Here is a 21,703-nt window from a genome sequence, read left to right as displayed (position 1 = left end):
ATTCCCGAACCTAAGGCAATTGGCGCCCAGCCGCCAGACGACACGACAGGAGAGACGCCCCGATGCTCGGCCTCATGCAGGATCGCCCGCTTCTGATTTCGCAGCTCATCGAGCATGCCGCCCTCAACCATGGCGATACCGAGATCGTCTCCCGCACCGTCGAGGGCCCGATCCACCGCTACACCTACCGCGATGCGAACACGCGCGCGAAGAAGGTCGCCGAGGCCCTGCTCGGCCTTGGCATCAAGGTCGGCGACCGCATCGGAACGCTGGCCTGGAACGGCTACCGCCACTTCGAGCTCTATTACGGCATCTCCGGCATGGGCGCGGTCTGCCACACGATCAACCCGCGGCTCTTCCCGGAACAGATCGTCTACATCGTGAACCATGCCGAGGATCAGCTTCTCTTCGTCGACCTCAATCTTCTGCCTGCCGTCGAGAAGCTGCTGCCGCAGATGAAGGGCGTGCGCCATGTCGTGGCGATGACCGACCGCGCGCACCTTCCCAAGGACTGCAATATCCCCAACCTGCTGGTCTACGAGGAGCTGATCGCCGACAAGCCCGGCACCTACGAGTGGCCGGAATTCGACGAACGCACCGCCTCGTCGCTCTGCTACACGTCCGGCACGACCGGCAACCCCAAGGGCGTGCTCTACCACCATCGCTCGACCATCCTGCACGCCTATGGTGCGGCACTGCCCGACACGCTGAACCTCTCGGCGCGCTCGGTGGTGCTGCCAGTCGTGCCGATGTTCCACGTCAATGCCTGGGGCCTGCCCTACTCTGCCGCCCTGGTCGGCGCCAAGCTCGTATTCCCCGGCGTCGCCCTTGACGGCGCGAGCCTGCAAGAGCTGTTCGAGAAGGAGCGCGTCACCTTCACCGCCGGCGTGCCGACCGTGTGGCTGGCGCTGCTGAATCACATGAAGGCCAACAAGCTCAAGCTCTCGACCGTCAAGTACGCCGTGATCGGTGGTTCGGCCGCGCCGCCGGCCATGATCGAAGCTTTCGACAAGGAGTTCGGCGTCGAGGTGTTGCATGCCTGGGGCATGAGCGAGATGAGCCCGCTGGGCACGGTCAACCATCCCAAGGAGAAGCATCTCGACTTCTCGCCCGCCGACCTGCTGCAGGTGCGCCTGAAGCAGGGCCGCCCGCCCTACGGCGTCGAAATGATGATCGTCGACGATGCCGGCAAGGAACTGCCGCGCGACGGGAAGGCGTTCGGCGACCTGCTGGTGCGCGGTCCCTGGATCACTTCGGGCTACTTCAAGGGCGAAGGCGGCGAGGTCCTGCGGGACATCGAGGGCAAGGGCAGCGGCTGGTTCGCCACCGGCGACGTCGCCACCATCGATCCCGACGGCTACATGCAGATCACCGACCGCTCCAAGGACGTGATCAAGTCCGGTGGTGAGTGGATCAGCTCGATCGACCTCGAGAACGCGGCCATGGCGCATCCCGCCGTCGCCGAGGCGGCGGTGATCGGCGTCGTCCATCCGAAATGGGACGAGCGCCCGCTGCTGATCGTGCACAGGAAGCCGGACGCCCAGATCGACAAGCAGGAGCTGGTCGAGTTCCTCGCGACCAAGGTCGCCAAGTGGTGGCTGCCCGACGACGTGCAGTTCGTCGACGCGATCCCCCACACCGCCACCGGCAAGATCCTGAAGACCCGCCTGCGCGAAGACTTCAAGGACTACAAGCTGCCGACGGCGTAAGGACACTCCGGCCGGATCGGCTGGTAACTCAGCTCAACACCGCCCACAGGAACAGCAGGGTCGCCCCCACGCCCAGCATCGTGCGCTTGGCGTGGAGCTTGCCCCAGCGGCGCAGCAGCGCGTGGCTGTCCTCGCCGGCATCGTCGAGGGCGATGGCCTTCAGCTCATTGTTGACCGGCATGATCATCAAAGCCGTATAGGCCCAGTTGGCGCCCATGAAGATGGCGCCGACGATGTAGAGCTCATCCCGGCCTTGCCACCAGGCCGCCATGCCCAGCACGAAGCCCAGGGCGGCCAGTGAGCCCTGCATGATCGTGCCGCGCCGGTAAGCGAATTTCCACTGCTGGAGCTGCGCCCGGTCGTCGAGTTCAGACCGGGCCGGGTGCTCGGCGAAGCTCACATAGAAGGCCGCGCCGGTGAACAGCGCCGCGGCTACCAGGGCCAGGATGCCGAGGATCATGGTCGGTTCACTCCATCTTGACGCCGGACGCCTTCACGATCGGCGCCCACCGCTCAACCTCTGCCCGAACGAAAGCCACGGTCGAGTCAGGCGTCGAATCGCTGACGGGGACAATGCCCTGCTCGGCCAGTGCCCTCTGTGGTGCGGGATCGTTCATCGTCTCACGGACCGCCGCGGCAAGGCGTGCCAGCACTTCGGGAGGCAGACCAGCCGGACCGGCGAGGCAGTGCCACAGCACGGCTTCGAACGGCATGCCACCGAGCGTTTCCGACACGGTCGGCACGTCGGGCGCCAGGGCGGTCCGCTGGGCCGTCGCGACAGCGAGCAGCCGCGCCTTGCCGGAAGAATGGAAGGGCAGCGCGGCTCCCAGCGTCGTCGTCACCAGGGCGATCTGGCCCGCCAGCAGGTCGGTCATGGCGGGACCGCTGCCCCGATACGGCACGTGGGTCATGTCGACGCCTCCGGCCGCGGCCTTGAGGCGCTCTGTCGTGAGGTGCAGCAGCGTGCCCGCCCCCGGCGAGCCGTAGCTCAAGGTGCCCGGTTTGGCGCGCGCGGCCTCGAGCAGGCCCTTCAGCGAATCGGGTTGAGCCAGGTTGCCCATGAAGGCCGCCGGCCCACCGCCAATATGGGCGACATAGGTGAAGTCCTTCAGGACGTCGTAGTCCGGCTTGCCGGTCATCGAGGGGTAGAGTGCCTGGGTCGATCCGGTGCCGAACACCAGCGTGTAGCCATCGGGCTTGGCGCGCGCGACGCCGGTACTCCCGATGATGCCGGCGGCGCCCGCCTTGTTCTCGATCACCACGGGCTGGCCGAGCGCGCGACTAAGGCGATCGGCAAACAGGCGGCCGTACACATCGGTCGGTCCTCCGGGCGCAAAGCCAATGACCATCCGGACCGGCTGTGCGGGCCAGGTCTGGGCACGGACGAGCGATGGCGCGGCCAGCGTTACGCCGGCGGCAGCAAGAAGAGTGCGGCGACGCATGGGATTTCCTTCGCGAATCATTTTACAGGCCCGCCGACTGCCAATTCTCGGCAGGCTCCTCGGGGTGCGAGATGAGGCCTGCTGCACGCACTCCCATGATGGCGGCATACTCGTCGCGATCGGATGCATCGCCGCTGATGCCGATCGCCCCCACGACGTTGCGTTCACCGCGGACAGCCAGCACACCGCCCGGCACCGGCACGAACCGGCCGCCCGAGGCCGCGGCGAGCGCACCCTGGAACGCGGGCCGATTGCCGAGGCGATCGCGGATGGTGCGGCTGGAGATGCCCATGCCCAGGGCGCCCCATGCCTTGCCGAAGGCGATGTCGAAGCGCAGCACGCCGCAGCCATCCTCACGCTTGAAGGCAACCAGATGGCCGCCGGCATCGAGCACGGCGACGGTGAGCGGCAACAACTCCGCTGCACGCGCGGCCTGCAGGGCGCCGTCGATCATCCGCTCGGCCTGAGCCAGCGTCAGGCTCGACTGAACATGCATGACATAGTGATCGCTCATGCCTGAAGAACTCCCCCCGTTACCTTGAACAGCGCATTTGTGCGGCTGGACCGCGCGCCTTGCACGGCAGTATCGTTCATTCCGACATCGATTGTGAAGAAAAGAGGGAGCCCCCGTGGCCACCGAAGCGATTCCCATCATCGATCTCGGCCCTTACCTCGCGGGCGAGCCCGGCGCGATGGACAGTACGGCCAAGGAGCTGCGTTTCGCGCTCACCGAGATCGGCTTCTACTTCATCGTGAACCACGGCATCGCGCAGGAGAAGATCGCGGCCATGTTCGCCGAGGCGAAGCGCTTCCATGACCAGCCGATCGAGAAGAAGCTCGAGCTGAAGCTGGATCAGCACAATACCGGCTATCTCCCCATGCGCGGCAACACGCTGCGCACCTCTACCGTGCAGACCGGCACCAAGCCCAACCTCAACGAGGCGTTCTTCGTGAAGCGCGAGATGGGACCGGATCATCCCGACGTGCTGTCGGGCCGCCGCTTTCGTGGCCTCAACCGCTGGCCCGACCTGCCGGGTTTTCGCGACACGGTCATCGATTACTGCAACGAGATGGAGCGGCTGGTGCAGAAAATGGTGCGGCTCTATGCCCGTGCACTCGACCTGCCGGCCAACTATTTCGACACCGCCTTCGCCGAGCCGATGTTCTCGATGCGCATGACGCATTATCCGCCGCAGGACGGTCCCGCGGACGATGAGTTCGGCTTGGCGCCGCATACTGACACGAGCTTCCTGACGCTGCTGGCTCCCAACGAGGTGCAGGGCCTGTCGATCCGCAGCCAAGGTGGGACCTGGATCGACATGCCCGCGATCGACAATGCCTATGTCGTGAACGGCGGGCAGATGCTGCAGCGCTACACCAACGACACGTTCCTCGCGACACCCCACCGAGCCATCAACAAGACGGCGGGTGAACGCTATGCGCTCCCCTTCTTCTGCGACAGCAGTATCGACTGGCCGGTCGCCGCCGTGCCGACCACCGTCGGCCCGGACAGGCCGCCGAAATATCCGACCACCTGGTACAGCGACTACATGATCTGGTACCTGAAGCGGAACTACGACGTGCTCAACACCCCGCAGCAGGCCGCAGAGTGAGTGACGTGGTCACGCTGGGACCTGTCGTCCCGATCCTGCGCATGTTCGACATCGCCAAGGCCCGCGAGTTCTATGTGGACTTCCTCGGCTTCACCTGGGACTGGGAGCATCGGTTCGACGACAATGCGCCGCTCTATGCGCAAATTTCGCGCGCCGGTGTCGTCATTCACCTCAGCGAGCATCACGGCGATGGCGCGCCAGGCTCACACATAACGATCCAGACGAAGGGCATCGCCGCGCTCCATCGCGAACTCACGGCAAAGAAGTATCGCTACGCCCGGCCCGGTCTGGAGGATCAGCCCTGGGGTGCACGCACGATCACCGTCGCCGATCCGTTCGCCAATAGGCTTACCTTCAGCGAACCGACCGAATAGACTTCCCGCGCCATCGGCAGAAAGCCGAGGCTTGGGAGGAACAGCTGAGAATGAGTGGCGCAACCCTCGCTCGCGTCGAAGCGCACGTCTTTCGCGCCCCCATCGCGGAGCCGGTCCGCACCTCCTTCGGCACCATGACCGAACGGGCCGCGGTGTTCGTGAAGGTCGAGGATTCCGACGGTGGCCGGGGCTGGGGCGAGATCTGGTGCAACTTCCCCAACGCCGCCGCCGAGCATCGCGCGCTGCTGTTCGCCGACATCGTGGCGCCGCGCGCGCTGGGCCGATTGCTCGACGATCCGGTCGGCCTGTGGGGCGAGATCGATCGCGCACTGCATGTGCTGCGCGTGCAGAGCGGCGATGCCGGCGCCCTCTCCGCCGCGGCGGCCGGGCTCGATCTCGCGATCCACGACCTGCGCGCGCGCAAACGCGGCCTGCCGCTGTGGCGATCGCTTGGTGGCAGCGACGACGCACCGGTGCCGGTCTACGCGTCGGGACTCAATCCCGGCCGCGCCGCCTATGACACGGTGGGCCGCATGCGGGCGACCGGCTATCGCGCCTTCAAGATCAAGGTCGGCTTCGGCGAGGAAACCGATCTCGGCTCGCTGCGCCCCGTCGCCGCCGAGCTTCAGGAGGGCGAGCGGCTGATGGTCGACGCCAACCAGGGCTGGGACCTGCGCACCGCCTGCCAGATGGCGCCGAAGCTCGCCGAGTTCGGGCTGGGCTGGATCGAGGAGCCATTGATGGCCGACCGGCCCCTCTCGGAATGGACCCAGGTCGCCGCGGTGGCGCCGACCCGGCTGGCCGTCGGCGAGAACCTGCGCGGCGCCGGCCCCTTCCAGGAAGCCATCGACAGCGGTCTGTTCGGTGTCATCCAGCCCGATGCCGCCAAGTGGGGCGGCCATTCGGGCTGCCTGCCGGTCGCCCGCGCCGCCTTGGCGGCCGGTCGCACCTTCTGCCCGCACTTCCTGGGCGGCGGGGTCGGCCTGCTCCATTCGCTGCACCTGCTGGCCGCGGTGCGCGGCCCCGGCCTGCTGGAGGTCGACGCCAACCCCAACCCGCTACGCGAGGGCATCCTTCAGGACGCTTTTTCGGTGCGTGACGGCAGCGTCACCCTTCCCGGCGGGCAAGGACTCGGTCTAGAACCAGACATCAAGCCGCTCCTGACCCTAAGAAGCCTTCATATCGAGCGGCGCGCGTAACAGAGGAAACGCCATGCTGGGTTTGATGCAAGACCGTCCGCTGCTGATCTCGCAGATCATCGACTATGCGGCCGCCGCCTATCCCGACGTCGAGATCGTGACCCGCACCGTCGAGGGACCGATCCACCGCTACGGCTACAAGGACGCGCAGAAGCGCGCCAAGCAGCTCGCAGAGGCGCTGCAGGGGCTCGGCATCAAGCTCGGCGACCGGGTCGGCACCATCGCCTGGAACACCTACCGGCATTTCGAGCTCTATTTCGGCATCTCCGGCATTGGTGCCGTGCTGCACACGCTGAACCCGCGCCTGGCGCCCGAACACGTGGCCTATATCGCCAACCACGCCGAAGACCAGATCATCTTCGTCGACCTGAACCTGGTGCCGATCGTCGAGGGCGTCTGGGACCAGCTCAAGACCGTGAAGCATGTCGTGGTCATGACCGACCGTGCCCACATGCCAACCTCGGCCAAGATCCCGAACCTGCTCTGCTATGAGGAGCTGATCGCCGACAAGCCGGGCACCCTGAAGTGGCCGGAGTTCGACGAGAAGACCGCCTCGTCGCTCTGCTACACGTCGGGTACCACGGGTAATCCGAAGGGCGTGCTCTATTCGCATCGCTCGACGATGATCCATTCGATGATGATGTGCTCGGGTCCCGTGCTGGCGCTCGACCCCGACACGACCATCCTGCCCGTCGTGCCGATGTTCCACGCCAATGCCTGGGGCCTCGTCTATGCCGGTCCCTTCTGCGGCACCAAGCTGGTCTTCCCCGGCTTCAAGCTCGACGGCGCCAGCATCTACGAGCTGCTCGACAAGGAGCAGGTGACCCTGTCGGCCGGCGTGCCGACCGTGTGGCTGGCCCTGCTCGACTACTGTCAGCAGAACAAGCTCAAGATGTCGTCGGTGAAGCGCACCCTGATCGGCGGCTCGGCCGTTCCCTATGCCATGATCGAGCGTTTCTGGAAGGAGCATGGCGTCGAGGTGGCCCAGGGCTGGGGCATGACCGAGATGAGCCCGCTCGGCACGCTCACCCGCTTCAACAGGGGCGAACGCAACCTGCCCGACGCCGAGCGCTTCGCCATCACTGCCAAGCAAGGCCGCCCGGTGTTCGGCTGCGAGATGAAGATCATCGACGATGCGGGCAACGACCTGCCGCTCGACGGCAGCGTCTCGGGCAACATGGTCGTGCGTGGCCCGTGGATCGTGAAGGGTTACATGAAGGGCGACGGCAAGAGCCAGTTCCTGGAGAACGACTGGTTCCATACCGGCGACGTCTGCAAGATCGAGAGCGACGGCTCCGTGGTCATCACCGACCGATCGAAGGACGTGATCAAGTCGGGCGGCGAGTGGATCAGCTCGATCGACCTCGAGAATGCCGCCATGGGCTGCCCCGGCGTGGCCGAGGCCGCGGTGATCGGGGTCGCCCATCCCAAGTGGGACGAGCGCCCCCTGCTCATCGTCGTCCGCCGCCCGGATGCGAACCTCGAGAAGGCCGACGTGCTGAAGTTCCTCGAAGGCAAGATCGCCAAGTGGTGGATGCCCGATGACGTGCAGTTCATCGACGCCATCCCGCACGGCGCCACCGGCAAGATCCTGAAGACGGCGCTGCGCCAGCAGTTCGAGAGCTACAGGCTCCCGACCGCCTGAGGGGTGCCGCCCCGCGGGCGACGCAACTCGACCAGGGCATGGCGCGTCACCTGGAACGCGCCGACCAGGGCGAGGCCGGACATGATCGCGGCGACGACGTAGTCCGGCCAGCCGCTGCCCGAGCCGAACACGCCCGCGGCAGCGGCGAGCACCGCGAGATTGCCGATCGCGTCGTTGCGCGTGCAGATCCAGACCGAGCGCATGTTGCTATCGCCCGCACGCCAGCGATAGAGCAGCAGCGCCACGGCGAAGTTCGAAGCCAGCGCCAAGGCGCCGACCACGCCCATCACCGGCGCCGCCGGCACTGTGCCGGCCATCGCGTGGTTGATCGTCGTGACGGCAATCCACAGGCCGAAGGCGCCCATGCTGGCGGCCTTCAGCAGCGAGGCGCGGGCACGCCAGTGGATCGCCATGCCCAGCACGAACAGGCTGATGCCGTAGTTGCCGGCGTCGCCCAGGAAGTCGAGCGAGTCGGCCAGCAGCGAGACCGACTGCGCGGCCACACCGGCGCCGATCTCGACGACGAACATGGCGAGGTTCACCGCCAGCGCGATCCACAGGATGCGCTTGTAGGCGGGAGAGTTCGCCGCGGCGTTGGCGTGCTCGTGACCGTGACTGTGGCAACCGGCGCTCATGTCAGTGCTCCTCGATATGGCTGACCATGTCCTCGACCATACGGCGGACATGGAGGTCGTCGGCCTGGTAGTAGACCTGCTTGCCCTGCCGGTCGGCCCGCACCAGGCGCGCACCTTTCAGCAGCCGAAGGTGATGGCTCACCAGCGACACCGAGAGGCCGAGCCGGTCGGCGATATCCGACACCGCTAGCGGCGTGCGCAAGCACGAGACCACGATCTTCAGCCGCGTCGGATCGCCCAGCAGCCGGAACAGGTCGGCCAGCGCCACCGCATGGTCGTCGGACAGGAGGGTCTTCTTTGATTTAGACATTTGAATAACTGTTCAAATGTAAGAAATCTCTGCCTGACCGTCAACCCCGCGCGTTCGTTACGTTATCTCAGCACAAGTCCATGCCCCCGAGCGAAAGTTCCCACTCCACTTCGCCGCCCTTCGAGCGACCTCGCACGGGACGACGGACGCTTGGATGACGGCGATTCAAAACAGATGCAGCGCCGCCACGTTGGCGATCGCGCCGCTGCCAAGTGCCCACAGCGGATTGCGTCGGGTCGTATAGACGAAGGCCGCCGCGGCGAGGCTGATCAGCACCGTGACCACATCACGATCCACCGTGCGCATCATCGAGACGCCGGACGCCAGCATCATGCCGAGCGCGACCGGTATCAGTGCGTCGCGCAGCACCGCCACGGCGGGATGGTGCGACCAGCGCGCCAGGACGCGGCCGGCGAAGTAGGCCAGCGCGCTGGAGGGAATCAGGAGAGCGAAGGTCGCCACCAGCAGGCCGGACAGGCCCGCGACTTGCCAGCCGATCAGGCTGACAAAGATCACGTTGGGGCCAGGCGAGGCATTGGCGATGGCAAAGGCGGTCGCGAAGGATGCGTCGGTCATCCAGCCGTGAATGTCGACGACCTGCCGGTGGATCTCGGGCAGCAGCGCATTCACGCCACCGATCGACACGAGCGACAGCAGCGCGAACGTCCGCGCTAGTTCCGCAAGAACGCCGATCATCTGCGGCGCTCCCACCAAGTTGCGGCGATGGCGACCGGCACCAGCACCAGGACCACCGGCACCAGCGGCCAGCGCAGCAAGCCGATCGCCGCAAAGCCCGACGCGCCGATCGCATAGGAGAGCGGGGTCGGCCGGATGTTGCGGATCATCTTGAGCGCGGTGCCCAGCACGAGGCCGGCGGAAGCTGCCGCGGCCCCGATCAGCGCCGCGCCCACTTCGGGGATCGACGCCACCTGCTCGTAGACCACGGCGAGTGCGGCCACGATCACCAGCGGCATCGCCATCTGCCCCAGCAGGCAGAGCAGGACGCCGACGACCCCCTGGTTGCGGTCGCCGATGATCACGGCGGCATTGATCGTGTTGGGCCCCGGAAGCACCTGGCCGATGCCAAGGATCTCGGCGAACTCGCGGTCGCTGAGCCAGCGCCGCTCCTCGACAATGATGTGGCGGGCCCATGGCGCCACGCCGCCGAAGCCCAGGAGCCCGATCTTGAGGAAGCCGAAGAACAGATCCGCCTTGCTTATGGTGCGGCGCGGCGACGCTGAAGTGTCATGCTGCATTGCGAGCCAGACTAGCAAAATCCGGTCCGCGCGCCTCGCGCACCGTTCGCGGCCGCGCTAGCCTCCTTCCACCATGAGCAAAGCCATTCGCCCCATCGATCCGCAGAACCGCCCGTTCTTCGCAGGCGAGGTGTCAGGCATCGACCTCACGCGGCGCCTCAGCGACGAGGAGGTCGCCTTCATCCACGAGGGGATGAACCAGTACGGCGTTCTGGTATTCCGCGACCAAAGACTCGACGACGAGAGCCAGCTCGCCTTCAGCCGCCAGCTCGGCCCCCTCGAACAGGCGACCGGCGACATCATGCCGCCCGAGGAACGGCGCATGAGCATGGACCTGAACGACATCTCCAATCTCGACCGCAACGGCAACGTGCTGGCACGCGACGATCGCCGCCGCCTATTCGGCCTCGGCAACCAGCTCTGGCATTCCGACAGTTCGTTCAAGGAAGTGCCGGCCCTCTATTCGCTCCTGTCGGCGCGCACGATCCCGTCGGCCGGGGGCAATACCGAGTTCGCCGACATGCGCGCGGCCTATGATGCGCTCGACGAGGCGACCAAGCGCGAGGTCCACGACCTGATCTGCCTGCACAGCCAGATCTACTCGCGCGGCATGCTGGGCTTCGAGGATTTCACCGAGGCCGAGCGCGCGAAGTGGGCGCCGGTGCGCCAGCGTCTCGTACGCCGCCATCCGGGATCGGGCCGCCTGTCGCTCTACCTCGCCAGCCACGCCGGCGGCATCGAGGGCTGGCCGGTGCCCGAGGCCCGTGCGTTCCTGCGAGACCTGACCGAGCACGCGACGCAGCGCCAATTCGTCTATGCCCATGTCTGGCGGCCGCACGACCTGGTGATGTGGGACAACCGCGCCACCATGCACCGCGCCCGCCGCTTCAACTCGAGCGAGGTGCGAGACATGCGCCGGACGACGCTCACCAACATCGTCTCCAGCCTGGAACAGGCACCCTAGAAGATGCGTCTGCAGTTCCTCGGATCCGGCGATGCCTTCGGCAGCGGCGGACGGTTCAATACCTGTTTCCACGTCGAGCGCGCGGCCCACGGCAACCTGCTGGTGGATTGCGGCGCGTCGTCCATGGTCGCCATCCGCAAGTGGGAGGTCGAGCCCAACGCGGTCTCGACGGTCCTGGTGAGCCACCTGCATGGCGATCATTTCGCCGGCCTGCCCTTCTTCCTGCTCGACGCGCAGCTGGTCAGCCGGCGCACGGCCCCTCTCCTACTGGCCGGCCCTCCCGGCTTCCACGACCGGCTGATGACCGTCATGGAAGCGATGTTCGCGGGCTCCACCCAGGTCCAGCGCAAATTCGCGCTGGAGATCCGTGAGCTCGAGCTGCACGAGCGGGTCGAGATGAACGGCCTTGCCGTCACGCCCTACCTGATGAAGCACTATAGCGGCGCGCCCTCCTACGCTCTCCGAATCGAAACCGAAGGCAAGGTGCTGACCTATTCGGGCGACACCGAATGGGTGGAGGAGCTGATCCCTGCGGCCCGCGACGCCGACCTGTTCATCTGCGAGGCGTACTTCTTCGACAAGGTGATGAAGTATCACATCGACTACAGCACGCTCGTCGAGCACCTGCCGAGCATTGGCGCAAAGCGGACCATCGTCACCCACATGAGCGCCGAACTGCTCGGCCGTACGGCGGAGATCGCACTCGAAGCGGCGCATGACGGGCTGATGGTGGAGTTCTAGCTCTTCGGCACCCACTCCTCGAGCCGCGTGTTGCTCGCAGGGTCGAGCAGGCGGGTCGCGCGCAGGACCATGCCATGCCGGGCGAAGACCTCCTCCGGTGTCGCACTCCGCCCGACACCCGGAAAGACCGGCCGGCCCCGCGGCACGCTGGCGTCGGTGCGCGTCAGGAAGAAGACGTCGTAGCCGATGTTGAGGAAGAGGCCGAACACGTCCGTGCCGCCGACCACGGCGAGCGTTCCATCGTCGACGTTGAGCCTCATCCAGGCCTCCTCGAACGGCGCCGACGCCGGATTCCAGAGGATGGCATTGGCATTGTCCGGGTCGGGCACCACGCGCTCGACCCGGCGGGTGAGCACGATGCGCCGACGGGCGGCTTCCTTGGGGCCCCCCTCGGCGGAGTGTCGGCCGTTCGCCACTGCAGCCGCCCGGTCGACTGCGTCCTGATAGAACTTCTGGTCGGCGGGGATCTTCAGGTTCTCAGGGAAGGACCCGTCCGATGCCGCGATCATGCCTTCGCTGGAGATGATCGCGAAGCCCTGGATGCGCGGTCGCCTGGTGGTCATGGACAGCCCCTGCAAACACCTGATGAGCCGGACAACGACCGTGCCGGCCAATGGATGCGGGATACCCTAGCGCAAATGAAAGCGGCGGGGAAAAGGCCCCCGCCGCCCTCACCGAAGCAACGGAACTCAGCCCTTGGGCAGGAGAACCGTGTCGATGACGTGGATCACGCCGTTGGACTGCCTCACGTCGGCGATCGTCACCGTGGCGACGTTGCCGTTCTCGTCGGTCAGCGTGATCTTGTCGCCCATCATCTTCGCCTGAAGGACACAGCCGCCCACCGTCTTGACCGGGTGCGTGCCCTTGTCGTCCGCGATCATCTTGGCGATCGCCGGCGACAGCGCGTTTGCGGCCACGACATGGCAAGTCAGTATCTTGGTGAGCTTGGCCTTGTTCTCGGGCTTCACCAGCATCTCGACCGTGCCCGCCGGCAACTTCGCGAAGGCAGCATCGGTTGGCGCGAAGACAGTAAACGGGCCCGGCCCCTGCAGTGTCTCGACCAGACCGGCGGCCTGGACGGCGGCGACGAGCGTCTTGTGGTCCTTGGAGTTCGCCGCGTTGGCGACGATCGTCTTGTCGGCATACATCGGCGCGCCGCCGACCATGGGATTGACCGGGGTCGAGGCGGCGGTCTGGCCGATGGCCGGCGTGACGGCCAGCAGGCACAGGGACGCAGCCGCGATCAGCGTGTGACGCTTGAGCATGTGTTCTCTCCAGTTGAGGATTGACTCGCCGTTTCAGACCGAAGACGGCGCGCTCGTCACCAGTCCGAAGAGGCCGTAGGTGTTACAGCCTCTTCACCCTGTGCTACGCCGGGCTTCCAAAGCCGGTTCATCGCGGCGCTGACACAGTTTCGTGACGGGGCGGTGTGGAACCCGGTGATCCAAAGGGAGCAGAACGGGCATGCGCGTCACAGATCTCAGGACGACCCTTGTCGAGGTGCCGCTCGACCGCCCGACGCGCAATTCGAGCGGTGTCAGCAACGACCGTATCGGCGCCGTTCTGATATTCGTCGACACCGACATCGGCGTCACCGGTGAGAGCTTCCTGTTCACCCTGGGTGGACGGCGCATCGAGGTGCTGCGCGCGATGGTCGACAGCCTGAAACCCGCCTTGCTGGGCGAAGACATCCGCTACGCCGAGCGCTTCTGGGAACGGATGTGGCGAGAACTCTACTTCCTCGGCCACAAGGGTGTGACGATCTTCGGCCTTGCCGGCGTCGACACCGCTTTGTGGGACGCCAAGGGAAAGGCGCTGGGCCAGTCGGTCACCCATATGCTGGGCGCCGCGCACGATCGCATTCCCGTCTATTCCAGCGCCGGCCTGTGGCTGTCGGCGACGCCGGACGAGCTGGCGAAGGAAGCCGCCGGTTACGTGGCCGAAGGCTTTCGCGGAGTGAAAATGCGCGTCGGCAAGAAGCACCTCGAGGAAGACGTCGAACGGGTCGCCTCCGTGCGCAAGGCGATTGGGCCGAAGGTCGCGCTGATGTGCGATGCCAGCCGCGGCTTCACCGCCGACCACGCGATCCGGCTTGGCCGCAAACTGGAGGAATTCGACCTCACCTGGTTCGAGGAGCCGGTAGCGCCCTACGATCATCGCGGTTCAGCGAAGGTTGCGGCGGCGCTCGATACGCCCATCGCCAGCGGCGAGACCGAAGCGACGCGTTACGGCTTCCGGGAGATGCTGGCGCACGATGCTGCCGACATCTGGATGGCCGATCTGGGCCGCGTCGGCGGCGTCAGCGAGTTCGTGAAGGTGGCGCATCTCGCGGCGGCACACGATATCGCCATCTCCAACCATCTCTTCACGCAGCAGAGCATCGGCATCCTCGGCGCCTTCGCCAACACGACCTGGCTGGAATACATGCCCTGGACCTCCAAGCTCTATCGCGAGTCGGTTGGGGTCGAGGATGGATGCATCGCGGTGCCCGATCGCCCCGGCCTCGGCTTCACCTTCGATCCCGACGCGATCGAGCGCTATCGGGTGCGCTGACGCGTGATAGGGTCGGGTCCTCAACAGGGGACCGATCGACGATGACCGCGTACAGTGATTTCAAGCCGCTTACCTTCCACGATGCAGCGAAGCGCTTCGCCGACGGCAGCGACACGCCACGTGCCTATCTCGAACGCTGCCTGGAGACCGTGGCGGCACGCGAGCCGGTGGTGAAGGCTTTTACCGCGATCAACGAAGCAGGCGCGCGTGAAGCGGCCGATGCCAGTACCGCGCGCTGGAAAGAAGGCAAGCCGCTTTCCTCCATCGACGGCCTGCCGATCGCCATCAAGGACCTGCTGGAAACCAAGGACATGCCGACGCAGATGGGCTGCGAGGCTTTCAAGGGCAACTTCCCCAAGCGCGACAATGCCGCCGTCTGGGCGCTGCGCCAAGCCGGTGCGATCGTCCTCGCCAAGACGGTGACGGCCGAACTGGGCGGCGCGCATCCCGGCGCCACGACCAACCCGTTCGACGCGACGCGTACGCCGGGCGGCTCCTCCTCGGGCTCGGCAGCTGCCGTGGGTGCGAACATGGTGCCGGCCGCCATCGGCACCCAGGTTGGCGGCTCGATCATCAGGCCCGCCGCCTATTGCGGGAACTTCGCGCTGAAGCCGACGCAGGGCGGCATCAATCGCGGCGAACGCCAGGCGACCAGCCAGAGCACGCACGGGCCGCACGCCAACTCGCTGCAGGACACGTGGCAGGTCGCGATCGAGATCGCGCGACGCGCCGGCGGCGACCGCGGCGAGGTCGGCCTGATGGGCCCCTCCACCCTGCCCGCCGCCGTGAAGCCCAACCGCCTCGTCGTGCTGGAGACCGAGGGCTGGGTGGAGGTCGACGACGCGACCAAGGCCGCCTTCGACGGCGTGCTGAAACAGCTCCGCGATGCCGGCGTCGAACTGATCTTCCGCAAGGATCATCCCTGGGTCGAGGCGCTCGAGAAGTCGATCGCCAACGGCCGCGCCATCTGCGGCGGCGTGACGGGCTGGGAGAACCGCTGGGGTCAGCGCGGCATCGTCGACAACAATCCCACCGGCGTCAGCGAACGCACGAAGGCGGCGCTCGCCAGGGCCGAGGCGATGACGCTGGACGACTACCGGATGGCGCTGCTGGCACGCGAGAATGCCCAGCGCCTGCATGCGACCATGGCCCCGCTCGCCGATGCGGTGATCACGCTCGCCTGTCCCGGACCCGCGCCGCTCTGGTCGGGCGACGTGCCGGGCCAGCCCCTGGCGCCGCGTCCGACCGGCGACTTCGTGTTCAATGCGCCGAGTTCGATGCTGTTCGCGCCCGTGGTCACGGTTCCGCTGATGAGCGTCGGCGGCCTGCCGGTCGGCCTGCAGCTGATGGGCCAGAAGCACGAGGACGCCCGCATGACCGGCCTCGCGCGCTGGTTCGACGAGACCCTGAAGCGGGTCTCGGCCTGATCGTCAGACCGGCTGGATGCCGAGCGCGACGATGCGCGGAATGAGCGTCTTCTTCAGGCGCTCATAGTCGATCATGACTTCCTCGTGGGGCATAGGCTTCTCCACGAGGGCGAAGCTGTCCATCATCTTCCTGCCGGGCTCGGAGTCCGCGGCCGCCACCCAGAGATCGGACATCCGCTTGACGATATCCTTCGGCGTGGCAGCCGGTGCGGCGAGCGCCAGCCAGCCCGATACGGTCAAGGCGTCATTGTCGAACCCCTGCTCCTGCGAGGTCGGCACGTTGGGAAACACGCGCGCCCGAACCTTCGACGGCGCGACGATGCCACGCACGTCGCCCTTCACGATCAGGGCGTTCATCGCCTGCGGGCTGCCCATCGCGGCCTGAAGCTGGCCCGCGCCCATGTCCTGCCACATCGGCGCCTCTCCCTTGTACGTCACGATCTCGATATCGAGTCCGTACTTGTCTTTCAGCGTCTCCGCGAAGACGTGCGCCGAGGAGCCCAGCGCCCACGATCCGAAGTTCACCTTGTTCTTCTTGGCGTATTCGATGAACGACTTGAGGTCCTTGACCTCGGCCGGCAGCGACTTGTGCACGACCACCGGCAGCACGCCCGACGAGGTGCCCGAGACGACGGTGAAGTCCTTGTCGGGGTCGAAGCCCAGCGTCTTGAACATCACCCGGTTCTGAATGAGCGTGCTCGAGACCGAGTGCAGGAACGTATAGCCGTCGGCCGGGGCGCGCGCGACCTGGGCGGCCCCGATGTTGCCGCTGGCGCCGGGCTTGTTGTCGACGATCACCTGCTGACCCGTTGCCTGGCTGACAGACTGGCCGAAGGCGCGGGCGATGCCGTCGGTGAGACCGCCGGCCGGGAAATTGACGACGATGGTGATCGGCTTGTTCGGCCAGGCGGCCCCCTGCGCACGCACGATCGACGGCGCGGCGACGATCAGGCCCGCACCTGCACCGGCCCGCAGCAGGCCGCGACGGGTGGTCGTTGCATTGGTCATTTTTTTCATAGCCTCCCAGTTTCGTTTTTAGGGGGCGATGCATAGCGGCTGACTTTGTCAGGAGCTAGGCTGTGTAACTGCACCTATCTCCGCACGGCGAAACGCAAGGCCGCTGGGCGGGGCAGCCAGAGCTTGCTAAGACCACCCGTCCGTTACGGGTTTCACTCAGGGAAGAACGTCCATGTCCGACGCAGTCATTCGCTCCACAGAGGGGCGCATCGGAATTCTCACCATCAACAATCCGCCAGTGAATGCGCTGGCCGCGGCGGTGCGCGCCGGCATCAAGGACGGCGTCGAGGCGTTCGGCCGCGATTCGAACATCGATGCCATCGTGCTGATCGGCGGCGGCCGCACCTTCATCGCAGGCGCCGACATCCGCGAATTCGGCAAGCCGCCGTCGGGCCCGAACCTGAACGACGTCATCGCCACCATGGAGAATTCGCCCAAGCTGATCGTGGCCGCGCTCCACGGCACGCCGCTGGGCGGCGGCCTCGAGACGGCGCTCGGCGCGCACTACCGTGTCTCTCTGCCGACGACGCGCATGGGACTGCCCGAGGTGCATCTCGGCCTGCTGCCGGGTGCCGGCGGCACACAGCGTCTGCCCCGCCTGACGGGCGCCAAGTACGCGCTCGACGCCATTCTCTCGGGCCGTCACATCCCGGCCGCCGAGGCCAAGAGCAAGGGCATCGTCGACGCCATCGTCGAGGGCGACCTGCTGAAGGGCGCCATCGCCCACGCCCAGATGCTGGTGGCCCAGAAGGCGCCGCTGCGCCGCGTCCGCGACCTCACCGTGACGCTCGAGTCGCCGGAGTTGTTCGCCGAAACCGAGAAGGCGATTGCCCGCAAGGCGCGCGGCTTCAAGGCGCCATGGAACATCATCAAGTGCGTTCAGGCCGCCGCCGAGCTGCCGTTCGACGAGGGCATGAAGCGCGAGCGCGAGCTGTTCACCGAGCTGCTCACCTCCAGCGAGTCGGCCGCGCAGCGCTACTACTTCTTCGCCGAGCGCGAGGCGGCCAAGGTCAAGGACGTGCCGGCTGACACGCCGCAGCGCGAGATCAAGACCGGCGGCATCATCGGTGCCGGCACGATGGGCGGCGGCATCGCCATGAACTTCGCCAATGCCGGTGTCCCGGTCACCCTGCTGGAGACCAGCCAGGAAGCGCTGGATCGCGGCCTCAAGACCATCCGCACCAACTACGAGAACACGGCCAAGCGCGGCGGCCTGAAGGCCGAGGACGTCGAGAAGCGCATGGCGCTGATCAAGCCGACGCTGAACTACGACGATCTCAAGGACGCCGACGTCATCATCGAGGCGGTGTTCGAGACGATGGAAGTCAAGGAAACCGTCTTCAAGAAGCTCGACGAGGTCGCGAAGCCCGGCGCCATCCTGGCCACCAACACCTCCGGCCTCGACGTCAACCAGATCGCCTCCTACACCAAGCGGCCCGGCGACGTGATCGGCATGCACTTCTTCTCTCCGGCCAACGTCATGAAGCTGCTGGAGAACGTGCGCGGCAAGGCGACCGAGAAGGACGTCATCGCCACGGTCATGTCGTTCTCCAAGAAGATCGGCAAGATCCCGGTCCTCGTGGGCGTCTGCGAGGGCTTCGTCGGCAACCGCATGTTGCGCATGAGGGGCGTGCAGTCGGCCTACATGATGGAGGAAGGCGCCCTTCCCCAGCAGATCGACAAGGTGATCTACGACTACGGCTTCCCGATGGGCCCCTTCGCGATGAGCGACCTCGCCGGCAACGACGTGGGCTGGCGCATCCGCCAGGGCAAGAAGGAGAAGGAAAAGCGCAACGTTCGCTACACCGGCTACGTCGCCGACGCGATCTGCGAGCTGGGCCGCTTCGGCCAGAAGACCGGCGCGGGTTACTACAAGTACAACCTGCCCGACCGCACGCCGATCCCCGACCCCGAGGTCGAGAAGATCATCGAGGAGACCTCGAAGAAGCTAGGCATCACGCGCCGCGCCATCTCCGACCAGGAGATCCTGGAGCGCGCGCTCTACCCGATGGTGAACGAGGGCGCCAAGATCCTCGAGGAAGGCATGGCCCAGCGCTCGCTCGACATCGACGTGATCTGGGTCAACGGCTACGGCTGGCCGGTCTATCGCGGCGGCCCGATGTGGTGGGCCGACAATGTGGTCGGCCTCAAGACGATCCACGACGCGCTGCTGAAGTACCGCGACGCGTCCGGCGACCCGTTCTGGGAGCCGGCACCGCTGCTCAAGAAGCTGGTGCAGGAAGGCAAGAAGTTCTCTAGCGTCTGAGGCAACGCGTTCGGGGCTTTCCCCCTCCGCCCTTCGGGCACCTCCCCCGTCAGACGGGGGAGGCCGGGAGGGGGAAGGCAACAACAAAGGTTCTAGTTGGAAGGAAACTCAAATGGCTGATGCAGTAATCGTCTCCACCGCCCGCACGCCGATCGGCAAGGCGTTCCGCGGTATCTTCAACGACACGCACGGTGCCGACATGGGCGCTCACGTGATCAAGCATGCCGCCGAGCGCGCCAAGGTCGAGCTGGGCGAGGTCGAGGACGTGATCCTGGGCTGCGCCGCGCCGGAGGGCACCACGGGCTCCAACGTCGCCCGCGTCTCGGCGATCCGCGCCGGAGCGCCGGTGAGCGTCTCGGGTGTCACCGTCAACCGCTTCTGCTCGTCGGGCCTGCAGACCATCTCGATGGCCGCGCAGCGCGTGCTGGTCGACAAGGTGCCGGTGATGATCGCCGGCGGCCTCGAGTCGGTGTCGCTGGTCCAGGGCCCGCCGGGTGGCAACAAGAACCGCCTGGTGAACCCGTGGGTGCAGGAGCATGTGCCGGGCATCTACCACGCCATGATCACGACGGCCGACACGGTCGCCGCGCGCTACGGCATCAGCCGCGAGGCGCAAGACGAGTACTCGCTGCAGAGCCAGCTGCGCACCGCGGCGGGCCAGCAGGCCGGCAAGTTCGATGACGAGATCGTGCCGATGGAGACCACGATGCTGGTCACCGACAAGAACACCAACGAGACCACTCGGAAAACGGTGAAGCTCACCAAGGACGAGGGCAACCGTCCCGAGACGACGCTCGAAGGCCTGGCCAAGCTGCAGCCGGTCGCCGGCCCCGACAAGTGGATCACCGCCGGCAATGCCAGCCAGCTCTCCGACGGCGCCTCCGCCGCCGTCATCATGAGCGACGCCGAAGCCGCCAAGCGCGGTCTGAAGCCGCTCGGCATCTACAAGGGCCTGGTCGTCGCCGGTTGCGAGCCGGACGAGATGGGCATCGGCCCGGTCTACGCGATCCCGAAGCTGCTGAAGCGGTTCGGCCTCAAGATGGACGACATCGACCTGTGGGAGCTGAACGAGGCCTTCGCGGTTCAGGTCCTCTACTGCCGCGACAAGCTCGGCATTCCCAACGAGAAGCTGAACGTCAACGGTGGCTCGATCTCGATCGGCCATCCGTTCGGCATGACCGGCGCCCGCTGCACCGGCCACGCCCTGATCGAGGGCCGTCGCCGCAAGGCCAAGAACGTTGTCGTGACCATGTGCATCGGCGGCGGCATGGGTGCCGCCGGCCTGTTCGAGGTCGTGCACTGAACATCACAGCTCGCCGGTGGCGATCTCCGGCACAGCTGTAGAGACCGAATGAAGAGCTCGGCCGCCCCTGTCAGGGGCGGCCGATTTCGTTCCGGATGGTGGCTCGCGGGGCCGGCCTACCGGATGTAGTGGCGCCTCACGGACTTGCCGATGGCGCCGTACAGGTCGGAAACGCCGACCTTCCATTGCGCGGCCAGCTCATCGAGGCCGATCTCCTCGCTGCCTTGGCGGCCGAGAAAAACCACCTCGTCGCCGAGCTCGGCTTCGGGCACGTCGGTCAGGTCGACGCGCAGCAACTCCGAATGCGTCGGTCCCAGCAGGCACACGCGCTTGCCATGCAGCAGTGCCGTCGCGTTCTCCGGGATCTTGCGCGGATAACCATCAGACCAGCCGTAAGGCACGAGGCCGATCTTCATGCCGGGCCGGCGCGGCAGGAACGGTGCGGGCATGACGTCGCCGATATCGTCGAGCGACTTCACCATCACGAGATGACTGCGCAGGCCCGCCAGCGCGTGGCGCCAGACACGCTCACGCCTGGGGGCCGCGGGAAAGCTCTGGCCGATGGCGAGGCGTCCCGGATCGACGGCATTCAGGTCGGCGTCGGGATGGCTGAGGATGATGGCCGAGCTCGACACCATGCGGACGGGAACGTCGATGCCGGCCGCTTCGATACGTTGCAGCGCGTCGATGCAGGAATTGACCTGCGCGTCGGTATAGACGGGATCGACCGGACCGTAGGACGCCATGGGGTGGCCGTAGGCGCCCGCCAGTTCGAGCGTGTTGCTGTCGGCGATGGCGCGCGCCACCGCTGGCGCATGATGAGGGAAAGCCCCGGCGCGAAACCCGCCGCCGTCGAGCTTGAGGAACACCTTCAGCGACTTGGCATGCGACGACCAGGCGGCCACGTCTTCGAGCGTCGAGAGCGTCGGCATCAGGTTGTGCGCCTCCAGCGCCGGCGCGGTATCGGGCAGGCAGGTTGGATAGAGCAGAATCGGCAGGCGAACGCCCGCCTGGCGCGCGGCCATCGCACGGTCGAGGTTGCCGAAGGCCGCACCGGCCGCGCCCGCCTGCTCGGCGGTGCGGGCCACCTCGATGTCGCCGCAGCCGCTGGCGTCGCCCTTGACGCAGACGAACACGCCGACCTTCGGGCCGACCAATTCGCCCAGCGTGGCGAGATTGTGCCTGATGGCCGAGAGGTCGATCTCGCACCAGGTGGGGCGTTGGGCGTGCATCATGTCTTTCCTGGAAA

22 protein-coding genes are annotated in these 21,703 nt (G+C 66.4%); 11 read left to right on the top strand and 11 right to left on the bottom strand.

The annotated features are described in order from the left end of the window. Window positions 1–62: 62 nt before the first annotated feature. The gene (locus tag Q0Q48_RS22620) at window positions 63–1,709 is read left to right on the top strand and encodes a 3-(methylthio)propionyl-CoA ligase (RefSeq protein ID WP_295143004.1); all 1,647 of its coding nucleotides are present in this window, start codon (window positions 63–65) and stop codon (window positions 1,707–1,709) included. Window positions 1,710–1,737: 28 nt separating this feature from the next. Here Q0Q48_RS22620 and Q0Q48_RS22615 read toward each other — a convergent pair whose 3' ends face one another. From Q0Q48_RS22615 to Q0Q48_RS22605, 3 genes are read right to left on the bottom strand one after another with little or no spacing between them, the layout of a single operon-like run. After that, window positions 1,738–2,169: a DUF1772 domain-containing protein gene (locus Q0Q48_RS22615; RefSeq protein WP_295143001.1), complete on the bottom strand. Its 432-nt coding sequence runs from the start codon at window positions 2,167–2,169 to the stop codon at window positions 1,738–1,740. 7 nt (window positions 2,170–2,176) lie between these two features. After that, window positions 2,177–3,151: a tripartite tricarboxylate transporter substrate binding protein gene (locus tag Q0Q48_RS22610; protein WP_295142998.1), complete on the bottom strand. Its 975-nt coding sequence runs from the start codon at window positions 3,149–3,151 to the stop codon at window positions 2,177–2,179. 22 nt (window positions 3,152–3,173) lie between these two features. Continuing rightward, on the bottom strand, window positions 3,174–3,665 hold the full coding sequence (locus tag Q0Q48_RS22605; RefSeq protein ID WP_295142995.1) for a heme-binding protein: 492 nt from the start codon (window positions 3,663–3,665) through the stop codon (window positions 3,174–3,176). A 115-nt stretch (window positions 3,666–3,780) separates the two neighbouring features. On the opposite strand from Q0Q48_RS22605, the gene Q0Q48_RS22600 reads away from it, so the two are divergent. Genes Q0Q48_RS22600 through Q0Q48_RS22585 form a run of 4 tightly spaced genes read left to right on the top strand, consistent with a single transcriptional unit; the run spans window position 3,781 to window position 7,982 of the window. Further along, on the top strand, window positions 3,781–4,764 hold the full coding sequence (locus Q0Q48_RS22600) for a 2-oxoglutarate and iron-dependent oxygenase domain-containing protein (protein ID WP_295142992.1): 984 nt from the start codon (window positions 3,781–3,783) through the stop codon (window positions 4,762–4,764). A gap of 5 nt (window positions 4,765–4,769) precedes the next feature. After that, entirely contained in the window at window positions 4,770–5,138 is a 369-nt protein-coding gene (locus Q0Q48_RS22595; RefSeq protein WP_295143227.1) for a glyoxalase superfamily protein, read from the top strand. Between the two features lie 50 nt (window positions 5,139–5,188). After that, on the top strand, window positions 5,189–6,337 hold the full coding sequence (locus tag Q0Q48_RS22590; RefSeq protein ID WP_295142989.1) for a mandelate racemase/muconate lactonizing enzyme family protein: 1,149 nt from the start codon (window positions 5,189–5,191) through the stop codon (window positions 6,335–6,337). Between the two features lie 13 nt (window positions 6,338–6,350). Further along, the gene (locus Q0Q48_RS22585; protein WP_295142987.1) at window positions 6,351–7,982 is read left to right on the top strand and encodes a long-chain-fatty-acid--CoA ligase; all 1,632 of its coding nucleotides are present in this window, start codon (window positions 6,351–6,353) and stop codon (window positions 7,980–7,982) included. On the opposite strand, the gene Q0Q48_RS22580 is transcribed toward Q0Q48_RS22585, so the two are convergent. The 4 genes from Q0Q48_RS22580 to Q0Q48_RS22565 form a co-directional block, all read right to left on the bottom strand. Beyond that, on the bottom strand, window positions 7,961–8,617 hold the full coding sequence (locus Q0Q48_RS22580) for a cation transporter (protein WP_295142984.1): 657 nt from the start codon (window positions 8,615–8,617) through the stop codon (window positions 7,961–7,963). The two genes, Q0Q48_RS22585 and Q0Q48_RS22580, sit on opposite strands and share 22 nt — an antisense overlap. A 1-nt stretch (window position 8,618) precedes the next feature. Next, the gene (locus tag Q0Q48_RS22575) at window positions 8,619–8,927 is read right to left on the bottom strand and encodes a metalloregulator ArsR/SmtB family transcription factor (RefSeq protein WP_295142981.1); all 309 of its coding nucleotides are present in this window, start codon (window positions 8,925–8,927) and stop codon (window positions 8,619–8,621) included. A gap of 165 nt (window positions 8,928–9,092) precedes the next feature. Then, window positions 9,093–9,623, bottom strand: coding sequence for a chromate transporter (locus Q0Q48_RS22570; protein WP_295142978.1), 531 nt, complete (start codon window positions 9,621–9,623; stop codon window positions 9,093–9,095). Continuing rightward, the gene (locus Q0Q48_RS22565) at window positions 9,620–10,183 is read right to left on the bottom strand and encodes a chromate transporter (RefSeq protein ID WP_295142975.1); all 564 of its coding nucleotides are present in this window, start codon (window positions 10,181–10,183) and stop codon (window positions 9,620–9,622) included. Before Q0Q48_RS22565 ends, Q0Q48_RS22570 begins: the two co-directional genes overlap by 4 nt. Window positions 10,184–10,256: 73 nt before the next feature. Between Q0Q48_RS22565 and Q0Q48_RS22560 the strand changes: the two genes are divergently transcribed. Beyond that, entirely contained in the window at window positions 10,257–11,147 is an 891-nt protein-coding gene (locus Q0Q48_RS22560) for a TauD/TfdA family dioxygenase (protein WP_295142971.1), read from the top strand. A gap of 3 nt (window positions 11,148–11,150) precedes the next feature. Beyond that, on the top strand, window positions 11,151–11,888 hold the full coding sequence (locus Q0Q48_RS22555) for an MBL fold metallo-hydrolase (protein WP_295142969.1): 738 nt from the start codon (window positions 11,151–11,153) through the stop codon (window positions 11,886–11,888). Here Q0Q48_RS22555 and Q0Q48_RS22550 read toward each other — a convergent pair. After that, window positions 11,885–12,451 (bottom strand): dihydrofolate reductase, encoded by a 567-nt coding sequence (locus Q0Q48_RS22550; RefSeq protein ID WP_295142968.1) that lies wholly within the window; start codon window positions 12,449–12,451, stop codon window positions 11,885–11,887. The genes Q0Q48_RS22555 and Q0Q48_RS22550 overlap by 4 nt on opposite strands. A gap of 126 nt (window positions 12,452–12,577) precedes the next feature. Beyond that, window positions 12,578–13,153: a fasciclin domain-containing protein gene (locus Q0Q48_RS22545; protein WP_295142965.1), complete on the bottom strand. Its 576-nt coding sequence runs from the start codon at window positions 13,151–13,153 to the stop codon at window positions 12,578–12,580. 199 nt (window positions 13,154–13,352) lie between these two features. Here Q0Q48_RS22545 and Q0Q48_RS22540 point away from each other — a divergent pair, with 199 nt between their 5' ends. Next, the gene (locus Q0Q48_RS22540; protein WP_295142962.1) at window positions 13,353–14,441 is read left to right on the top strand and encodes a mandelate racemase/muconate lactonizing enzyme family protein; all 1,089 of its coding nucleotides are present in this window, start codon (window positions 13,353–13,355) and stop codon (window positions 14,439–14,441) included. Between the two features lie 41 nt (window positions 14,442–14,482). Beyond that, window positions 14,483–15,868, top strand: a complete 1,386-nt coding sequence (locus tag Q0Q48_RS22535) for an amidase (RefSeq protein ID WP_295142960.1) — start codon at window positions 14,483–14,485, stop codon at window positions 15,866–15,868. Window positions 15,869–15,871: 3 nt separating this feature from the next. Here Q0Q48_RS22535 and Q0Q48_RS22530 read toward each other — a convergent pair whose 3' ends face one another. Next, the gene (locus tag Q0Q48_RS22530) at window positions 15,872–16,876 is read right to left on the bottom strand and encodes a tripartite tricarboxylate transporter substrate binding protein (protein WP_295142957.1); all 1,005 of its coding nucleotides are present in this window, start codon (window positions 16,874–16,876) and stop codon (window positions 15,872–15,874) included. A gap of 181 nt (window positions 16,877–17,057) precedes the next feature. On the opposite strand from Q0Q48_RS22530, the gene Q0Q48_RS22525 reads away from it, so the two are divergent. Together Q0Q48_RS22525 and Q0Q48_RS22520 are read left to right on the top strand one after the other, a co-directional pair. Further along, entirely contained in the window at window positions 17,058–19,151 is a 2,094-nt protein-coding gene (locus tag Q0Q48_RS22525; protein ID WP_295142955.1) for a 3-hydroxyacyl-CoA dehydrogenase NAD-binding domain-containing protein, read from the top strand. 112 nt (window positions 19,152–19,263) lie between these two features. After that, complete coding sequence (locus tag Q0Q48_RS22520; RefSeq protein ID WP_295142953.1) at window positions 19,264–20,454, top strand: acetyl-CoA C-acyltransferase; 1,191 nt, start codon at window positions 19,264–19,266, stop codon at window positions 20,452–20,454. Between the two features lie 116 nt (window positions 20,455–20,570). On the opposite strand, the gene Q0Q48_RS22515 is transcribed toward Q0Q48_RS22520, so the two are convergent. Continuing rightward, window positions 20,571–21,686, bottom strand: coding sequence for an alanine racemase (locus tag Q0Q48_RS22515; protein WP_295142951.1), 1,116 nt, complete (start codon window positions 21,684–21,686; stop codon window positions 20,571–20,573). Window positions 21,687–21,703 lie beyond the last annotated feature (17 nt).

Origin of the sequence: uncultured Reyranella sp. (assembly GCF_945957355.1) — a bacterium.
In the GTDB taxonomy this organism is placed as follows: domain Bacteria; phylum Pseudomonadota; class Alphaproteobacteria; order Reyranellales; family Reyranellaceae; genus Reyranella.
This window is presented reverse-complemented; position numbering and strand designations above follow the sequence as displayed.